General features: G+C 37.0%; 8 protein-coding genes and 1 pseudogene. 8 read left to right on the top strand and 1 reads right to left on the bottom strand.

Translation table 11 applies throughout. From position 1 onward, the window contains the following. Positions 1–239: 239 nt before the first annotated feature. From ptsN to rlmN, 3 genes are all read left to right on the top strand, one after another. The gene (ptsN, locus tag AC6ER9_RS04100) at positions 240–704 is read left to right on the top strand and encodes a PTS IIA-like nitrogen regulatory protein PtsN (RefSeq protein ID WP_497075108.1); all 465 of its coding nucleotides are present in this window, start codon (positions 240–242) and stop codon (positions 702–704) included. A 1614-nt stretch (positions 705–2318) separates the two neighbouring features. Then, entirely contained in the window at positions 2319–2822 is a 504-nt protein-coding gene (locus tag AC6ER9_RS04105; protein WP_497075270.1) for an invasion associated locus B family protein, read from the top strand. A 42-nt stretch (positions 2823–2864) separates the two neighbouring features. After that, positions 2865–4100, top strand: a complete 1236-nt coding sequence (gene rlmN / locus AC6ER9_RS04110; RefSeq protein WP_497075109.1) for a dual-specificity RNA methyltransferase RlmN — start codon at positions 2865–2867, stop codon at positions 4098–4100. Between the two features lie 760 nt (positions 4101–4860). On the opposite strand, the gene AC6ER9_RS04115 is transcribed toward rlmN, so the two are convergent. After that, positions 4861–5502 (bottom strand): LysE family translocator, encoded by a 642-nt coding sequence (locus AC6ER9_RS04115; protein WP_497075110.1) that lies wholly within the window; start codon positions 5500–5502, stop codon positions 4861–4863. A 169-nt stretch (positions 5503–5671) separates the two neighbouring features. On the opposite strand from AC6ER9_RS04115, the pseudogene AC6ER9_RS04120 reads away from it, so the two are divergent. The 5 genes and pseudogenes from AC6ER9_RS04120 (at position 5672) to addA (ending at position 18509) form a co-directional block, all read left to right on the top strand. Beyond that, a pseudogene (locus AC6ER9_RS04120) lies at positions 5672–6883 on the top strand (argininosuccinate synthase). A 627-nt stretch (positions 6884–7510) separates the two neighbouring features. After that, complete coding sequence (locus tag AC6ER9_RS04125; RefSeq protein WP_497075271.1) at positions 7511–9175, top strand: lysine--tRNA ligase; 1665 nt, start codon at positions 7511–7513, stop codon at positions 9173–9175. Further along, positions 9175–10749: a peptide chain release factor 3 gene (locus AC6ER9_RS04130; RefSeq protein ID WP_497075111.1), complete on the top strand. Its 1575-nt coding sequence runs from the start codon at positions 9175–9177 to the stop codon at positions 10747–10749. The genes AC6ER9_RS04125 and AC6ER9_RS04130 overlap by 1 nt, the downstream gene beginning before the upstream one ends. Positions 10750–11910: 1161 nt before the next feature. After that, positions 11911–15030 (top strand): double-strand break repair protein AddB, encoded by a 3120-nt coding sequence (gene addB / locus AC6ER9_RS04135; protein WP_497075112.1) that lies wholly within the window; start codon positions 11911–11913, stop codon positions 15028–15030. Positions 15031–15032: 2 nt separating this feature from the next. Beyond that, positions 15033–18509 (top strand): double-strand break repair helicase AddA, encoded by a 3477-nt coding sequence (addA, locus tag AC6ER9_RS04140; RefSeq protein ID WP_497075113.1) that lies wholly within the window; start codon positions 15033–15035, stop codon positions 18507–18509. The last annotated feature ends 171 nt before the right edge of the window (positions 18510–18680 follow it).

The raw sequence follows: 18680 nt of genomic DNA on the forward strand, positions 1-18680 counted from the left end.
CTGATATCGTAAGGAAATTAATTTTATGAAAAACTTCATTTCTTTGTTTTCTCATGCTGTTAATGAAGTGCTAAATACGATCTATTATTGTGTTAAAAGTGATACGAGATATATTGGCCATCACCCATGATAACTTGAAAAGTACAACACATACAATGATGCATGAAAGTGAAAGAACATTAGATATCTATACCGAGTTTATTGGTAAACGTTTGGGCGTGTAAAAGGAAAATTAAAGGATGAATTTGGGTGAGTTAATAGCACCGGAAGCAATTATTCCGGCTCTTAAGGCTAATTCGAAAAAACAAGTTCTGCAAATTTTAGCCGAAAAAGCGTCTCAGCTAACAGGCCTTAGTGAGCATGTAATTTTTGATATTGTTTTGCAACGTGAGAAGCTTGGTTCAACGGGGTTAGGTGGTGGTATTGCGATTCCTCATGGAAAATTACCGGATATTAATCGGATTATTGGTATATTTGCACGTCTTGAAAGTCCTGTTGATTTTGAAGCTCTCGATGACGAACCCATAGATCTTGTTTTTCTCCTTTTAGCACCTGAAAATGCTGGTGCAGATCACTTAAAAGCTTTATCACAGATTGCACGTGTTTTGCGTCACGCTGATGTTGTGCAAAAATTGCGCAATACACAAAGTGCCAATGAACTTTATACTTTATTGATTCAAACTTCAGAATCAAACGCAGCTTAAGAGAAACTATGAATGTGCAAATTACAAGTGATACACGTATAGAGAGAAAAAGTAATATAATTTGTATCTTAAAGGGCTTATACAAAGGTTATGTCATGCAATTTTGAGAAATTTTTTCTAAGCGAAGTTTCTTTTTAAAGAGAAATAAATAACAATAAAGTCAGTGCCTTTTCTTATTGTCGTATAGCGTTCAATCATTATGTTCTTACATGTGTTTATTCTGTTATGCTCTAAAACAATACCATATAAGGTGTATTGAGGTAAGGCATTTAAGTCTCCTTAATACATTAAGTGCTTTTAGAATATTTCGTAAATATTCTAAAAGCAGGACTTGCTTGTAGAATCCTTAATTTAAGTGAACTTCATGCATTGGAAGACAAGAGGAGCACGTTCGACAAGATCCAAATTGTTGACAGACCTAGATTGGGTTAAGAATCTTCGTCCTTTACGAGCGTCAAAAAAAGTCAACAGGAAACATTTATTTGTAAGTTGAGTTTGAGTGTTTAGGATAATAATAAGGCTCAAGCAGAAATAAAGAAGTAGATTAAAAGATATTATGTTTTTTGTATGAGAGGGGGAGATCGCTTCTTTTTATAAGTGTGGTTTAAATGTCAGTCGTTATATAGGGCTCATGCCAAAAAATATTTTTATACGGTACGAATAAAAATGATAGCTTTAGGCTGGGTAAAAGCGTTTTATAGGAAAATTTATTCAACGACACTTTAATTGAGTAAAATGCTGTTTAAAAACGATAAGATAAAAATTATAGGGCTGATGTAGGAGGAAGTTTTTATATTTTTATTTATAAATTACCTAAAAATAAGCTGAAGAAATTATATAAAAGAACGCTTGGCAAGATTTTGGTAGCAGGAAAGAAGATATTGTCTAGTACACTAAAATAATATGGCTAAGTCCGTATAAGCAACTAAAATCATTTTAGAAACTAATCATTGGAAATGAAATATATAAGGAAATGGAATCATAAAGAAACAAAGTTGCATATCATTATTAAGACAAAATCTGAACTTTTTATATTTCATGATTAATATATTGATAATACTTGACTATTTTTTACAAGGTCATTTTAAAACTGTGGAAATATGATGTCGAGATGATGTTGAATACGAAGTATGAATGCACTATAATCAATGAAAGGTGGATTATTTTACGAAAATACATGTATTGAATGTGTAACATCGAGAAGTGATATTGCATGGGGCTGTGAAATTTTTTAAGGGAGTAGGGGGGGTGTGTTTTCGATATTTTTCAGCAGATTGCTTGTGATATAAAGAGTGTGGTTTATTTCTTAACAGAGTAGTGGTATATTTTCGTCTTGTTTTGAAATTCTATTGCTTAAAGAAATCGTTTTTTATACAAAAATGAAATAGGTAGTGTAAAATCAAGCACATGCTATTTTTTTATGTAATGATTGAATAAAAAGTTCATATTTTTGTAACGACTAAAATGAAACGTAAAAATCTATTCTGATTGGTGTAAAAATATTTCGCTTATTGAAGGAATTAGGATGATTACACATGAATATTGAGGAGTTTTTGTTAAACTTTTCCGATGAAGAGAATATTGTTATAAACTAAAGAAGTGAGCTAAATGAATATGTTTGAAAAAACTGTTATTGCTACATCTGTAATGGTTCTAATTACAGCAGGAGCAGCATGTGCACAAACGCCAAGCCGTTTAAATCAATTTGAAGCGTGGGGAGCCTATTCTTATAAATCGCCAAAAAATACGATTTGTTATGTGTTATCGGTTCCTTTGAAATCTCTTCCAACAACAGTTAATCATGGTGATAACTTTTTCTTAGTTACCAAACGTTCTCAATCGCCTATTTCTTTTGAACCGCAGTTTATGGCTGGTTATAGGCTTCAAGAAGGATCAAGAGTGACAGTGACTATTGGAGGTAAGGACTTTGATTTTTTCACGAAGGATTCCTCAGCTTGGTTAGCGTCATCAGAGCTAGAAAAGCAGCTTGTTTCTGCTATGCGTGCTGGAAACAATATGACAGTAAAAGCGATATCAAAACGGGGAACGCATACCACCTATACTTATTCCTTAAAAGGGATTACTGCTGCCTTAAATGCAGTTCAAAAGTGCCATTAAGGTTTTGATAATTTCTAAAATAGTGATGTGAATTGGAAAGCAATGACCATTTCTTATGACCTTAGACCAGTTGGTTCATGTTTTGCGCAAAAAACAGATAATGTGGTGGTAAAGGAGAGTTCTAAACTCTCTTTAATTGGCTTATCGCAAGACGAAATGGTACAAGCTTTAAAGACAGTTGGTGTACCAGAACGTCAAACGCGTATGCGTTTACGTCAGCTTTGGCATTGGCTTTATGTACGCGGCGTTTCAAATTTTGATGAAATGCTGAATATTTCTAAAGTAATGCGGGAAACACTTGAACGTCATTTTTCTATTGCACGTCCGGAAATTGTTGGAGAACAAATATCAAAGGATGGTACACGTAAATGGCTTTTGCGTTTTCCAGCACGTGGGGCTGGTAGGCCTGTTGAAGTTGAAACGGTTTATATCCCTGAAGAAGGACGTGGTACTTTATGCCTTTCATCGCAAGTCGGGTGTACGTTAACCTGCTCTTTTTGCCATACAGGAACGCAGATGCTTGTTCGCAATCTGACGGCAGAAGAAATTTTGGCACAATTATTGGTTGCGCGCGATTGTTTGGGTGATTTTCCTGATAAAGATACTCCTGATGGGGCAATTGTTCCCGTTGAAGGGCGTAAAATTACCAATATTGTTATGATGGGAATGGGAGAGCCTCTTTATAATTTTGAAGCTGTAAAAAAAGCTTTATTGATTGCTTCTGATGGCGATGGTCTTTCTTTATCAAAACGCCGAATTACGCTTTCAACCAGTGGAGTTGTTCCTGGAATTATCCGAACTGGGGAAGAAATTGGTGTTATGTTAGCAATTTCACTCCACGCCGTACATGATACACTGAGGGATATGCTTGTTCCTATCAATAAAAAATATCCGTTAGCTTTGTTAATGGATGCTTGCCGTAATTATCCTGGTTTGTCTAATGCAAAACGAATCACTTTTGAATATGTTATGCTGAAAGATATCAATGATAGTTTAGATGATGCTAAACGATTGATTCAGTTGTTGAAAGGAATTCCTGCTAAGATCAATTTAATTCCTTTTAATCCGTGGCCAGGGAGTAATTATCAATGTTCTGATTGGGAACAAATCGAGCGTTTTGCTGATGTCGTTAATCAAGCAGGTTATGCTTCTCCTATCCGGATGCCACGTGGACGCGATATTTTAGCTGCATGTGGACAACTTAAATCGGCTTCAGAACGTTTACGAAAATCTGAACGTTTGAAACTTGAAAATGCCATTGATCATTCGTTAACGTAATTTTTAGCGCTATAACGATACAAAGCCTGTGCTTTTTTATCTATAAATCAATTCAAAATCTTATGTGATAGTATGTGTGAAAAAACTGGATCAGTACGAGACGAATAGTTCTAGCTTTTATAGGTTCAATAGGGGAAAAAATATTACATAGAGTCTTTTTTCGTAACTTCTGAAATGAGGAACCAGCCTAATTTAGAGGAAGGTCTAACGGGCTATATATTTCCACTTCGCTCCTACACTCTTTGACTTTAGCTTTATAACTTTTAAAAGCATCTGTGGTTATATATTTTAAAGAGTGGAAATGTACATTGTCTCATGCTTTTGTTTATTGCATTCTTTAATAAGATCATGATTCACCCGCAAAACAGAGTGTCTAAAATATAAATGCCATTGTGTTGTCTATTGATATGTTTTTTAAAGTATTTCTTAATATACTTATCTCATGACAATGCCAGTAGGGTGTAAAAAGCTTCTGTGAAACGTAGGGGACTTCCACATCTTACATTTAATAGAGGTTTCAGTTGTTAGGGGTGTTCTATTTTTCATACCCTAATGTTGTAACAGCTTTTGGTGTTTAAAACGGTTTAGGAAGAGTTATTCTTTTTCTAAGTCATTTTTATTTACATGACAATTCTATCTTTTCTTGTGAAGTACAAGGGAAAGCATTTGTTTAATTCAGCTAAACAGATTTGAAATAAGAAAGTTTCGAAATATCTAGAGTTTTCATTTACATTAAAAACGATAAATTACACCTTATAAATCAATTTTTTGTAACGATAAGAAGATGGAGGGCAAAGCTGGTGAAAATACCTGCAATAAGCCAGTCGAGAAAGCGAAGATAAAGAGGGTTTTGTTTAAGGGTTTTGGTAAGTTTATGCGCTGTAAAAACAACTGAAATTGTAATGGGGAAAGAAATAGGAATATAAGAGAGTCCTAAAAAGAGTAACTTTTGTGTTGCCATAGGGTCATTCGCATCGATAAATTGTGGCAAGAATGTTGCATTAAAGAGTATCACTTTAGGATTGAGAAGATTAATTCCAATACCAGCAAGATAGTTACGTTTCAAATTGTGAGATTTAGAAGATGTTGGTTCAAAAGAAAATGTTGAGTGCCTGCGTAATGTTTGGAAGGAAAACCATAAGAGATAAAAGGCGCCCGCAATTTTCAGAAGGAAAAAAGTGTGTGGCGCTGCAAAAATAAGCGCAGATAAGCCAAGCGCTACAGCGGTAACTTGAATAGCAAACCCTGTCGCACTTCCCAAGGCGCATACAATTCCCGCTTTTTTGCTTTGTGTAATAGTTCGTCCGACAGAAAGCATCATGTCAGGTCCTGGAATAAGTGCTAAAATCAGCGATGCTAAAGCAAATTGTGCAATAATAGACCACTCCGGTAAAAATGACACGTAAATCTCCTCTTAATTTTTAAGCAGTGTTCACTTTTTATAGTTTTATGGCCCTTTATTTACGCTTTTTGAGTCTTTTTAATGTTGTCTAAAGAGTATTTTATACCTTCTACATTGTTTTTATTGCTTGATAAAAAGCAGCTCGTATAGAACTTTAGAATGAAAAAATATTAGAAAAGTTGTTTTGGCTTATTCAGGGGGGATAGGTCAGTTATTCTCAAGTGGTTAAAATACACTAGGTATTGAAATTATAACTTTTACAGCAGATTTTGGATAGGGAGAAGAACTAGAACTTGCTCGTCGTACAGCTGAAATACTAGGTGTTAAGAAAATCTACATTGAAGATTTGCGTGAAGAGTTTGTGCGTGATTTTGTCTTTCCAATGTTTCGAGGCAATACCGTTTGTGAAGGGATTTATCTTTTAGCAATATCAATTGCGCGTCCTCTTATTTAAAAACGTTTGATTGAAACTGCTAGAAAAACAGGGGCAGATGCAATTGCTCATGGGGGCAACGAGTAAAGGCAATGACCAGATAAGCTTTGGGTTTTCCGTTTATGCCCTTAAATTATGATAGAAAGATTATTACTCCACGGTGTGATTGGAACTTTAAGAGTCAAACAGATCAGTTTGAATTTGCTCGTACACATCTAATTCCTATAGAAAAGGATAAGCCAAGAGGAAGAGCCGTTTTCCGTGGATGCAAATTTATTGCCTTTCTCATAAGGAGGAAAGATTTTGGAAACTCTAGTCAGTCCTTTCTGCGCTTCTGAATATGTCCATATATGTACTTTTTCTCTGGAAAATGTTTCCAATCAAGCAACCAGAATCACCCTTGGCTTAAAAAAAGACAATGTGATTTTAATCAATGGAAAAAATTTATCTCTGGCAACTTTACTTGCAAAGTTAAGTACTTATGGATGCAATAATGGTCTTGGTCGATTAGATTTGGTAGAAAGTTGCTTTGTGAGGATAAAATTGTGGGGTATTTAATAAATACTAGAAGAAACCATCCTTTTAACGGCTGATAGAGCGATAGAATCTTTAACGCTAGATCATGGTGCAACACATTTGAAAGATGAATTGATACCACGTTATACAAAACTCATTTATTATAATTTTTAGTTTTCATCTGAATGTAAGATGTTGCAGACAGTGATTGATTTATTCCAAGAATATGTTGATAAGTGAAGTCACATGAAAACTCTATAAAGGGGATGTGATTGTTGAAAGGGAGTCGAAGTCAAAAGTCACTTTATTCGAGTGAGTTTGGAACTTATCAAGGATAATCAAGGTGCTTGTGATCAAAAAGATGCAACGGGTTTTATTAAATTAAATGCTCTGCGTTTATATACATTTTCCATGCGTCATCAAGGTTATTAAAGAAAAGAAATAAAAAATTTTACTGTGGCGAGTTTAATGTAGATTAGTGCCTTGGTATGAAATTCTTCATTTAAGCATTTTTATCTGTTTTTCTGCAGTTCTTTCGTTCAGTATTAAAGACTTCGTTTTATGCTTTATCCTATTGGTTTATAAAGGTCATTTAGCGTTATTTCTATTGAATGAAAACCTTCAATAGCGTATGATGCTCTCATTTCTAATATCTCTTATTTTGAATCAAACAAAATTTATTTGCTTACACATTATAGGCGGGGCTGATGTGAGGGTAAAACTGTGCAATGAAAGTGCCACATCTAAAGTTCCAAGGTGCAACATTAGGAGACAGCAAAGTGTGTGATGCATGCCAGTTTGCTGATCAACATAACATAACCAGTGATTCTTATGATAAGAGCAATGAAGGTTTTGATAATCAAAATGGGATAATTTTTTCTTTATAATATTAAATATTTTTTATTTTTATCAGAACGAAATATGTTTACAGCAAGGGGAGTTTTTGTATTGTTACTTAAGAATATAAAGAAATTTTCATCTTTTTGCTTGCTATTATTGACGAATAAATTCAAGAACCATACACCCTATTTTTAAAGAGTATAATTTTTAGGATAAATAATAATGCGTGATCCGTTTGATGCCCTTAACCTTACGCCTGAATTAAAAGATGCGGCTGCTCAATCGAGAGCTTGGCCATTTGAAGAAGCGCGTAAGATTATCAAACGGTATGAAAAGGTGGGTTATCCAGAAAGTGTAATATTTGAAACGGGTTATGGACCTTCTGGTTTACCGCATATTGGGACTTTTGGGGAGGTTGCACGTACAACCATGGTGCGTCATGCCTTTCATGTTCTCACAGAAAATAAAGTAAAAACAAAATTGCTTTGTTTTTCTGACGATATGGATGGTTTGCGCAAAGTTCCTGAGAATGTGCCTGATCGTGACAAGATGGAGCGTTATCTTGGTCAACCGTTAAGCCGTGTACCAGATCCTTTTGGAGATGATTATCCTTCTTTTGGGGCGGCGAATAATGCACGTTTACGGACTTTTCTTGATCGTTTTGGTTTTGATTATGAATTTGCAAGTGCTACGGATTATTACAGTTCCGGTCGTTTTGATGAAACACTTTTAAAAATCCTTGCCTGTTATGACAAGGTGATGGCGATTGTTTTACCAACATTGGGTGAAGAACGACAAGAAACCTATTCACTTTTTTTACCGATTTCTCCTTTTTCTGGAAAAGTATTACAGGTGCCGATGATTGCGCGGAATGTTGAAAAAGGAACGGTTACGTATATTGAACCTGAGACAGGCGAAACCATAGAGACAGAGGTTACAGGAGGCAAGGTCAAGTGCCAGTGGAAGGTCGATTGGGCTATGCGTTGGACAGCGCTTGGCATTGATTATGAAATGGCAGGAAAAGACCTTATCGATTCTACAAATCTGTCTTCTAAAATTTGTAAAGTATTGGGTGGAAAGCCTCCAGAAGGATTTAACTATGAACTCTTTTTAGATGAAAAAGGTCAGAAAATTTCCAAATCCAAGGGAAATGGTTTAACCATTGATGAATGGCTTAACTATGCCCCGACAGAGAGTTTAGGGCTTTATATGTTTTCAAAGCCTAAAACAGCCAAACGGCTTTATTTTGATGTTATTCCCAAAACCGTGGATGAATATTATGCACATCTTTCCGCCTATGGTCGTCAAAGTTGGCAAGAGCGGCTTAATAATCCTGTATGGCATATTCATAATGGTTCTCCACCAAAGGTTGATTTGCCGGTATCTTTTGCCATGCTTTTAAATTTGGTCAGTGCTTCAAATGCAGAGAATGCAGAGGTTCTATGGGGTTTTATTTCTCGTTATGCTCAAGGAGCCAATCAACAAACTTATCCAGAACTGGATCAATTGGTGCAATTTGCCATTAAATATTTTGATGTCTTTGTTAAACCCAACAAGAAATTTCGTCTACCAGATGACAGCGAACGTGCAACATTAGCACAAATTGATGAAAAGTTAGCCAATTTGCCGGAAACTTTTGATGGCAACATATTGCAAAATACACTTCTTGATGTTGCACGGTTAACGGAACGCTATCAAGATCATAGTAAGAAAAGTCCTGAAGGGGGACCTGGTGTTTCCAATGTCTTTTTCCAAATGTTGTATGAAGTTCTTTTAGGACAAGAGCGAGGTCCTCGATGGGGATCATTTATAGCGCTTTATGGAATTGATGAAATGCGTGCATTGATTGCTGAAGCGCTTGCACGGCGGCATATGGAGGAATAATGGAACGAAGAGTGCAAGAAGTAAAGCGACGCCGTACATTTGCAATTATTGCTCACCCAGATGCTGGAAAAACAACATTGACAGAAAAGCTGTTATTGTTTGGTGGCGCTATTCAACTTGCAGGAGAGGTAAAAGCCAAAAAAGATCGTATTCAAACCCGTTCTGATTGGATGAATATTGAACGTGATCGTGGTATTTCTGTTGTGACCTCGGTGATGACGTTTGAATATGAAAATCATATTTTTAATCTCCTAGATACTCCAGGACACGAAGATTTTGCAGATGATACCTATCGCACACTCACTGCGGTTGATAGTGCTGTCATGGTGTTGGATGGGGCCCGCGGGATTGAGCCTAGAACACTAAAATTATTTGAAGTGTGTCGGATGCGGGATATTCCTATTGTTACTTTTATCAATAAAATGGATCGTGAGGCACGTGATCCACTAGAGCTTTTAGACGAAATTGAAGAAAAGTTAGCGCTTGATACCGCACCCATAACTTGGCCCATTGGGACGGGTAAAGATTTTGTTGGCACTTATGATCTTCATCATAATCGCTTTCGTCAAAAAGACGATGAGATAACACAGCAGGTCGTTTCAGACCCCAGTGAAATTGTCCATTTACTTCCAGAGTATCAACGTTCAACTTTTATTGAAGGGGTAGAAATCGCTCGAAGTGCTTGCAAAAACTTTGATCTTCAAGCTTTCCATGAAGGTCATATGACTCCAGTTTATTTTGGTTCGGCTTTACGAAATTTTGGTGTTCGTGATTTGATCAATGCACTCATTGATTTTGGTCAAAGTCCTCGTGATCAAAGTGCAGATCAGCGCGATATCATAGCAATAGAACCTAAAATGACGGGATTTGTTTTTAAAATTCAAGCGAATATGGATCCTAATCATCGTGATCGTATTGCATTTTTTCGGGTATGTTCGGGAACACTTGAACGTGGTATGAAAACAAAGTTGGTTCGAACAGGAAAACCAATAACACTTTCGGCCCCACAATTTTTCTTTGCACGTTCACGCCAAATTGCTGATCAAGCTTATGCGGGTGATATCGTGGGAATTCCTAATCATGGAACATTACGGATTGGTGATACTTTGACAGAAGGAGAAGATGTCCTTTTTAAGGGTGTACCTAATTTTGCACCAGAGATTTTGCGTCGTGTTTGTTTGGGTGATCCAATGAAAGCAAAAAAACTCAAAGAAGCTTTGCAACAAATGGCTGAAGAAGGGGTTGTGCAATTATTTATTCCTGATGATGGATCTCCTTCTCTTATTGGGGTTATTGGTGCTTTGCAAATTGATGTTTTAAAAGAACGATTAAAAATAGAGTATTCTTTACCAGTGAATTTTGAATCAGCGCGCTTTAATTTATGCCGCTGGATTTCAGCGCAGAGCAAAGATGAGTTGCAAAAATTTCTCAGCAATCACCGTTCTGCTATTGCGTATGATTTAGAAGGTGATCCAGTTTTTTTAGCGGAGAACCATTTTTCATTGAATTATGAGGCAGAAAGAGCCCCTAAAATAAAATTTTCTGCTGTTAAAGATTATCAAGTACGCACTTAACGTAAAGAAAAAATTTTATACAACGACTTGATTTATAATGATCATTTATCGCCTTTACCAAGGATGTAAGAATCTAAATATTGTGAAGTTCTTTCATTTGGAAGCCTCTATTAAAACAATAACAACCATTTACTGGCAATACCGATGAATAGGATTGGTGTGTGTAAAAAAATTTGAAAAAAGAAATAAAATACCTCTTATACCCCTTCTCCATACCCAAGAGCTGTCCAAATATTGGATGAGAGGAAAAATAATGTTGCCGGTTTGCTGCTTTCTAAAGTAAAAATTTGTGGGGTGCGATGAATTTTGTCTCATACATGAAAGATTTTACGGTATGCTATGTATTATATTATTTACGATGTAGCATTCATTTATGCGGTAGGCTTGCGTGCGTAAGAGATGCTTCTTTTAAAAAACGCGTAACTTTGCAACAGGATGATGTGTTGTTTTGAACACCTATTTAAATAATGAAGTTTGCTTATTGCCTCATGTTTTTGTTTCTCATGTTCTTTAATGGGATTACGCTTTTCACATAGAGCAAAGTACCATCAGATGTATATTCACGGGCTTTTTAAAAGAAACATTTCTCAATGTCTTCAAGTTCATTTTGCGATGGTGTCCAAGGGTATAGCGATAAATCCATTAAGAATCTCCGTCTTTACACGTCATAAAAGAGCAAGCCAACACACACCATCATACACTTATACCAGCTCTAAAATGTTGCGGATAAAAACTTTGCACTTCTCAATGATTCATGAAAAGCTACGACTTTCTTGTACAGTTTTACTCCATACACTGATCTTACTTGATAATGTGCAAGGGGATGGTTTTGATTGTTTCAACATACACAGATTTAAAATAAAAGAATCTTAGGGTATTCAAGGTTATAATTCAAGTTGAACATCGATATATTGTCATTATAAATCAGTATATTAGCTAAACTATAACTCATTCTTCGTTGAAAAATATCAGGAAAATTTTGATATATTTTTTCACGATGGCTTAAGACATGAAATGTCTTTCAATCTTTTTAAAATCTCAACTGAAAATATCCTGTATAAGGATAGCTGTTCAGTTTTTCCTTGTAATGAAAATTATATACAGTCAAAATAATTCAAATAATCAATAAGATGAAATTTTTTATCTCAAATATGAGCTCATATGACCAATAAACCGCGTATTTTTTCTATTTCTTCTGGAACAGCTTTTTTGCCTCACTTTGTTGATGCGCTGCTCTCTGGTACTCTTATTGATAATTTTGCGCCCAATGGGGATATTCAAACCGCTCTTGCTGATAGCCTTATTTATGTTCCGACACGTCGTGCGGCTCGTGCTTTGCGTTTAGCTTTTGTTGAAAGAAGCGATACACAGTCAACCTTTTTGCCAACCATTCGTGCTCTAGGAGATGTTGATGAAGATAGTTTCTTGTTTGTTGAAAATCGTACCAGCGCTCTCAATCCGCCTATTGGCGAAAGTGAACGCTTGCTGCTTTTAGCGCGCCTTATTCGTCCATGGCGTGAAAAATTGCCTGCGCATCTGCGTGCCATGTTTGGGACAGAAGATGTGCTTATTCCGGCGCATAGTGCCGATGCCATTTGGCTTGCTCAGGATTTAGCACATTTGATGGATGAAATTGAAACAGAAGCAGCAGACTGGTCAAAACTTAAAGATATTGCGCCTGATATGGTTGCTGAATGGTGGCAAATAACGCTCGATTTTCTGACGATCGTTACACAAAATTGGCCACAAATCTTAACAGAAAGGCAACGAAGTAATCCTGCTGAGTGGCGTAATCAAGCACTCACCATGCACGCAGAGACATTACAACGCGCCCAATCTGATAAACCGATTATTGCGGCTGGTGTATCGGGTTCTATTCCCGCCGTTTCTCGTCTTTTGAAGGTTATAGCCTCTCTACCAAAAGGAGCCGTTGTTCTTCCTGGTCTTGATCTTCATATGGATGAAGAACAATGGAATGCACTCAGCACAATGAATAAAGAAAAAACAGCTTGTAATTTTTTTGATCATGCAGAAAATGTTTTTAGCCATCCTCAATATCATTTAAAAAAACTTCTCACTCTCATGGAGTGTCAACGTGACTGTGTTTGCGAAATTGGCCAACAAAGTACAATAAAAAAAAGACGAATGGCTCTTTTATCAGAAGCATTACGCCCCGCTTCTACTACCGATAAATGGGTACAAATTGTCCGTGATGATTATGAGGAGATTTGTGCAGACTGGTCGTTTATTGAAGTTATGAATGAACGCGAAGAAGCTCTCGCTATCGCGGTTGTCTTACGCAAAGCTATTGAAGAACCTCAAAAAACTGCAGCTCTTATTACCAATGACCGTAATTTGGCACGCCGTGTTGCTGCGGAATTACAGAGATTTGGTATTGAAGCAAATGATTCAGGGGGAATACCTCTTGCACAAACATTGCCTGTAATGCTCTTACGGCTTATTTTAGAAAATGTATTACAACCTGATGATCCCACGGCTTTTCTTTCCCTTCTTAAACATCCATTAACAACACTCCAACAAAACCGTCATCGCTTACGCGAAATGGCAGAAAATTTTGAACTTTTTGTTCTTCGAGGGAATACAGGACGTATCAATCTTTGCGAATGTGATCAATTTCTTGAAAAATGGATTGAAACATATTTCCATGATTGTTCTGAAATCAATGCCCTTGATCAGCAGAAATGTGAAGAAGCACGTCTCCTTTGTCAGCTTTTAAAGAAAGCTTTTGAACCTTTAGCTTCTCTTCTGAAACAAGAGAAAGAATGCACCATCAACGAAGCTGCGATAGCAACGGTTGAGGTTTTTGAAAATTTTGGTCGCAATGAGGATAATTCTCTGGCTCATCTTTATCAACATGAGGAAGGACAAGTCCTATCAAATTTTTTGCGTGAATTGGTCAGTGATCAATCAGGATTAACATTTCACCTTAGCGAATGGCCTGCTATGTTTTCTGCATTGATCGCAACGCGTTCCGTTACACCTTCACCTGGAGGACATCCACGTTTATTCATCTGGGGTACTTTGGAATCACGTTTGCAAACGGTTGATACAGTGGTTATTGGTGGTCTTAATGAAGGATCATGGCCGATATCAGCCAAAAATGATGCTTTTTTATCACGACCGATGAAAATGATGTTAACGCTGGAACCACCAGAGCAGCGTATTGGTCTTTCGGCGCATGATTTTCAATGGGCTATGGGAATGGATAAAGTGGTGATGACTCGCGCATTGCGTGTTAATCATACCCCTTCTATTCCTTCGCGCTGGCTACAACGCATAGAAACCGTTGTAGGAAAACAGGCTTGGAAAAAAATTCGTGCACGCGGTGAAATACTGCGTCACTGGGCTAAGATGCTTGATCATACCAGCGTGATTTCTAATGTAGAACGTCCTTGCCCTATTCCCCCCCTTGAGATGCGACCGCGTCATTTTTCAGTTACTGAGATAGAAACATTGCGGTATGATCCTTATGCTATTTATGCGAAAAAAATTCTACGGCTCAAACCCCTTAAAGCACTGATTCATGATCTTGGCACACCTGAGCGTGGAATACTTTATCACGCTATTCTTGCTGCTTTTTGCACACAAATAGAAAATCCAAATGCTAAAAATGCATTAGATGTCCTGCTTGCTATTGGACGTAAAGAATTTGATAAATTCAATTTTCCACCCGATATTGAAACAGTTTGGTGGAATAGTTTTGAAAATCTTGCTCCATTTCTTATTCAATGGGAACAAAGTTTAGGACCACGAAAGCGCTATGCAGAAGTGGTTTCACAAAAAATCCCTATAGGTACAACAGGGGTAACCCTTTCAGGGCGGGCTGATCGTCTTGATGTGTTGCCAGACAAAACGGTTGAAATTCTAGATTTTAAAACCGGAACCCCTCCTTCATCAAAACAGGTTCGTGAGTTATTATTTCCGCAATTAGCTTTAGAAACAGCTTTGCTGATGGAAGGGGCATTTCCAGATTTTCAAGATCTTGTCCCTTCAAATTTATTTTACATTCCTTTAAACGGAAAAGGTGAAATTAAATCCCAATCTATTCTTTTAACGAAAAAAGAAGGAAAAACTTATCTTAGTGCCGTTCATCTTGGTGAAATTGCCTGGAAAAATCTTATTGCACTGATAACCTATTATCAAAATCCACAACAAGGCTATCTCTCACATGCTGTTCCCATGGAAAAACGGTATGAAGGTGACTACGACCATTTAGCACGGTTGTGGGAATGGTCAATCGGTTTTCATAAAGAAGAATAATCATGACTTTTTTTTCTATTCCTCAAGCCGCTCTTGATGCACAAGCAACGGCAACACATCCCCAAAAAAACGTGTGGGTTTCTGCAAATGCAGGATCTGGAAAAACACACGTTTTAAGTGAACGTGTTATTCGTTTGCTTTTAAATGGTACGCCTCCAGCACGTATTTTATGCCTTACTTATACAAGAGCTGCTGCTGCTGTTATGCAATCACGAATTTTTTGCACGCTTTCCAGTTGGAATGAACTGGATGATGCACAGCTGCAAGAAACCTTGACAAGGTTTGAGAATAAGCCCGTTAATGCGCAAAAGTTAACGTATGCACGACAACTCTTCGCGCGTGCTCTCGAAACACCTGGTGGCTTAAAAATTCAAACGATTCATGCTTTTTGTGAATCTCTTTTGCATCAATTTATGTTGGAAGCCAATATTGCAGGGCATTTTGAAATTCCCGATGATGTCAGTCGCAAAAAATTACGACAAGAATCCCGTCGCCAACTTTTATTACGCCGTGATATACAGCCTGCTTTACAACAGTTACTTAAAGTTATTAGCGAGCATACTTTTAACAAACTGCTCTATGAAGCCGTTGAAAAGCAACATAAACTCTCTGATTTTTTCTCTTCTATTGTATCTGAAAATGGAGAAAAAAAACTACGCGCGCTTTTTAACTTAGCGCCCGATGAAACAAACCAATTTTTGCTGGAACAAATTCAACAAACTGCGCGTCTTCCTCTTCATGCGCTTAAGCATTGTGAAATCAATGGCAGTCAAAGTCTGAAAAAGATTATGGCAAAATTTCCTCAATTAGAAAAAGCGCGTGATGAGACCAATATTCTCAATATTGTCTCTGATATTTATTTGACCACAGAGGGTAAACCACGTAATTTTCCACATTTATTTCGTAAAAAGTCAGATGAAATTTTTCCTTTTATTCAACAAACGCTTGAAGATAAACAAAGCAAAATTTCTGTTCTTTTAGAAAAATACCAATGCGCAAAAGTTGCTACCCTAAATATGGCTGCTTTTCAGCTATGTGCCGTTTATCTCGAAATTTATACCAATCTAAAAAAGGCCAATGGTTTCTTAGATTTTGACGATATTATCGAGCGTACACTTCATTTGTTACAGCGCAAAGGTGCAAGCCAATGGGTACATTATAAACTTGATCAGGGTCTTGATCATATTCTCCTTGATGAAGCACAAGATACCAACCCAGAGCAATGGCAAATTATCCAACTTTTGGCACAAGAATTTTTCTCAGGGTATAGCCAACGAACAAATATACGAACTCTTTTTGCTGTTGGAGATGAAAAGCAATCTATTTATTCTTTTCAAGGAGCTGCTCCAGAAAATTTTGCTGCAAATGGACGAATTATTCAAAAAAAAGTGAAACAAACAAATCAACAATTTGAAAAAATACAATTGCATTACTCTTTTCGCTCTACAGCAGATGTTCTAAAAAGCGTTGATTTGGTTTTTGAAACACCAGAAAATTATAAAGGACTTTCGGCAGAAAATACAAAGACGGTGCATGAAGCTATTCGTGTGCATAGTCCGGGCGAAGTTGTTATATGGGATGCTATTTCCAAAGAAACGAGCGAGTTTCCGCATGATTGGCATTTAAGCGTTGATCATTTAGATACCCCTGAAGTCCGTTTAGCAGAAAAAATTGCTGAAACGATTGCTGATTGGCTACAAAAAGGCGAAATGCTTCCAGCAAAGGGACGCTTAATACGGGCAAGTGATATTATGATCTTGGTCCGTAAACGTGATAAATTTGTCTCAGCTCTTTCCCGTGCTCTTAAACACCGTAATATTCCTGTAGCAGGGGCTGATCGTTTACAACTCACCAAACATATTAGTATCCGTGATTTAATGGCGCTTGCGCGTTTTGTTTTGCAGCCACTAGATGATCTTTCTCTTGCTTGTGTATTAAAAAGCCCTCTTTTTGCTTTGAGTGAAGAGGAACTCTATCAGCTTTCCGCGCACCGAACCGGCTCTCTTTGGCAAAGTTTAAGGATGCACGCATCATCGAAAGCGTCTTTTAAAGATGCTTTTGAAAAGTTAAGCCATTATCGCGCTTTAGTGGATCAAATACCGGTTTTTGAGTTTTATAGCTATATTTTAAATAATGATAAGGGAAGACAAAAAATTCTGTCTCGTTTAGGATCTGAAGCCAATGATGTGCTCGATGCTTTTATGGATTATACGCTCAACATTCAAAAAACAAGCTTACCAGGATTACAAGCTTTTTTAGACACATTAAGTGCAAGCGAACCAGAAATTAAACGTGAATTTGAACAAAACAACGAAGAAATTCGCATTATGACTGTTCATGCTGCAAAAGGACTAGAGGCTGCTATTGTGTTTCTGGTTGATCCTGGTAGTGAGATTTGGCATTCTCAGCATGCGCCTCATTTGCTTAAAGTTCCTTTAAACAATGCACAAGGGGACGAACAACAAGCTTGTATTTGGCGCCCCAATGAAAAGTTTGATACAAAACTCTCTAAACGAGCAATTTCACATTTAAAAGAACGTGCAGAAGAAGAATATAGACGCCTTCTTTATGTAGGAATGACACGCGCTGAAGATCGTTTATTTGTTTGTGGATATAAAAGTCAGAAAAGTCCCTCTAATACATGGCTACAACTGATAAAGAAAGTCCTTGAACCCCATGTGGTTACTATAAAAGGCCCTGCGGAAGATATTGCAGCTTGGCGTTATTGCATTACTCCTCCTTCTTCTGTCTCTATAAACCAAGAAGTCTCCTGCACTGAAAGTCAAGTTTTACCCCCTTTGCCTGCTTTTTTCTCTCATAAAGTACCAGCAGAACCAGCACTCCCAAAACCGTTAAAACCCTCCGTTGCAAGCCTTTCCATTGAAGCTGATACAGAACTTTCCTCAAGTCCAAAACAGCTTTTTACGTCACCTGTTTTAGGGGAAATAAACACCAACAGAGCTTTTTTCATTGAATATGGTCATCTCATTCATCGATTATTACAATATTTACCCGACTGCCCTCCAGAAAAGCGTCAAGATTATGCTCAAAATTATCTTAATATCAAAGCCTCTCATTGGGAGGAGAGCCAAAGAGAAGATGCTCTTCGTCATGTTTGGAAAATATTAGATCATGTTTATCTCAAGCCTCTTTTCTCTGAACATTCACGTGCTGAGGTTCCCTTAATGGGTACTGTAAAAATTCGTGGAAAAGAACAAGCAATTTCTGGTCAAATTGACCGTCTTTACATCACGCAAAACAGCATTATCTTTGCTGATTTTAAAACGGGAATCCCACCAGAAAATGAAGCTGCTATTGCGCCTCATCATTGGTTACAAATGGCTCTTTATCGAAAATTGTTGCAAGCTATTCATCCCAATAAAGATGTCCAAGCGCTACTTATCTATAGTAAAGAAGCAAAAATTTTTAAACTTCCTCCAGAAAAACTCGAGGCATTTCTTGATGAAGTTGCCTTATAAGTTATTTCTTCTCGTCAAAGTAGTTTTACGTTTTTTTATTTTCATAAAACTGCTTAAATAAACACGCTCCACAATTTTGGGTGTAAAAAAGCTCCTTAATAATTTATCTTTGCAATAACTTGATATGAATTGTTATCATACCAATCTATAAAAAATGACTATAAAGGATAA

The sequence above is a fragment of the Bartonella sp. SL317 genome (assembly GCF_059687655.1).

Excerpts from the sequence above, each read along its gene's own strand:
- AC6ER9_RS04105 (WP_497075270.1), top strand. The coding sequence starts at position 2,319 with ATGTTTGAAAAAACTGTTATTGCTACATCTGTAATGGTTCTAATTACA.
- ptsN (WP_497075108.1), top strand. The coding sequence starts at position 240 with ATGAATTTGGGTGAGTTAATAGCACCGGAAGCAATTATTCCGGCTCTT.
- AC6ER9_RS04130 (WP_497075111.1), top strand. The coding sequence starts at position 9,175 with ATGGAACGAAGAGTGCAAGAAGTAAAGCGACGCCGTACATTTGCAATT.
- addB (WP_497075112.1), top strand. The coding sequence starts at position 11,911 with ATGACCAATAAACCGCGTATTTTTTCTATTTCTTCTGGAACAGCTTTT.
- rlmN (WP_497075109.1), top strand. The coding sequence starts at position 2,865 with ATGACCATTTCTTATGACCTTAGACCAGTTGGTTCATGTTTTGCGCAA.
- addA (WP_497075113.1), top strand. The coding sequence starts at position 15,033 with ATGACTTTTTTTTCTATTCCTCAAGCCGCTCTTGATGCACAAGCAACG.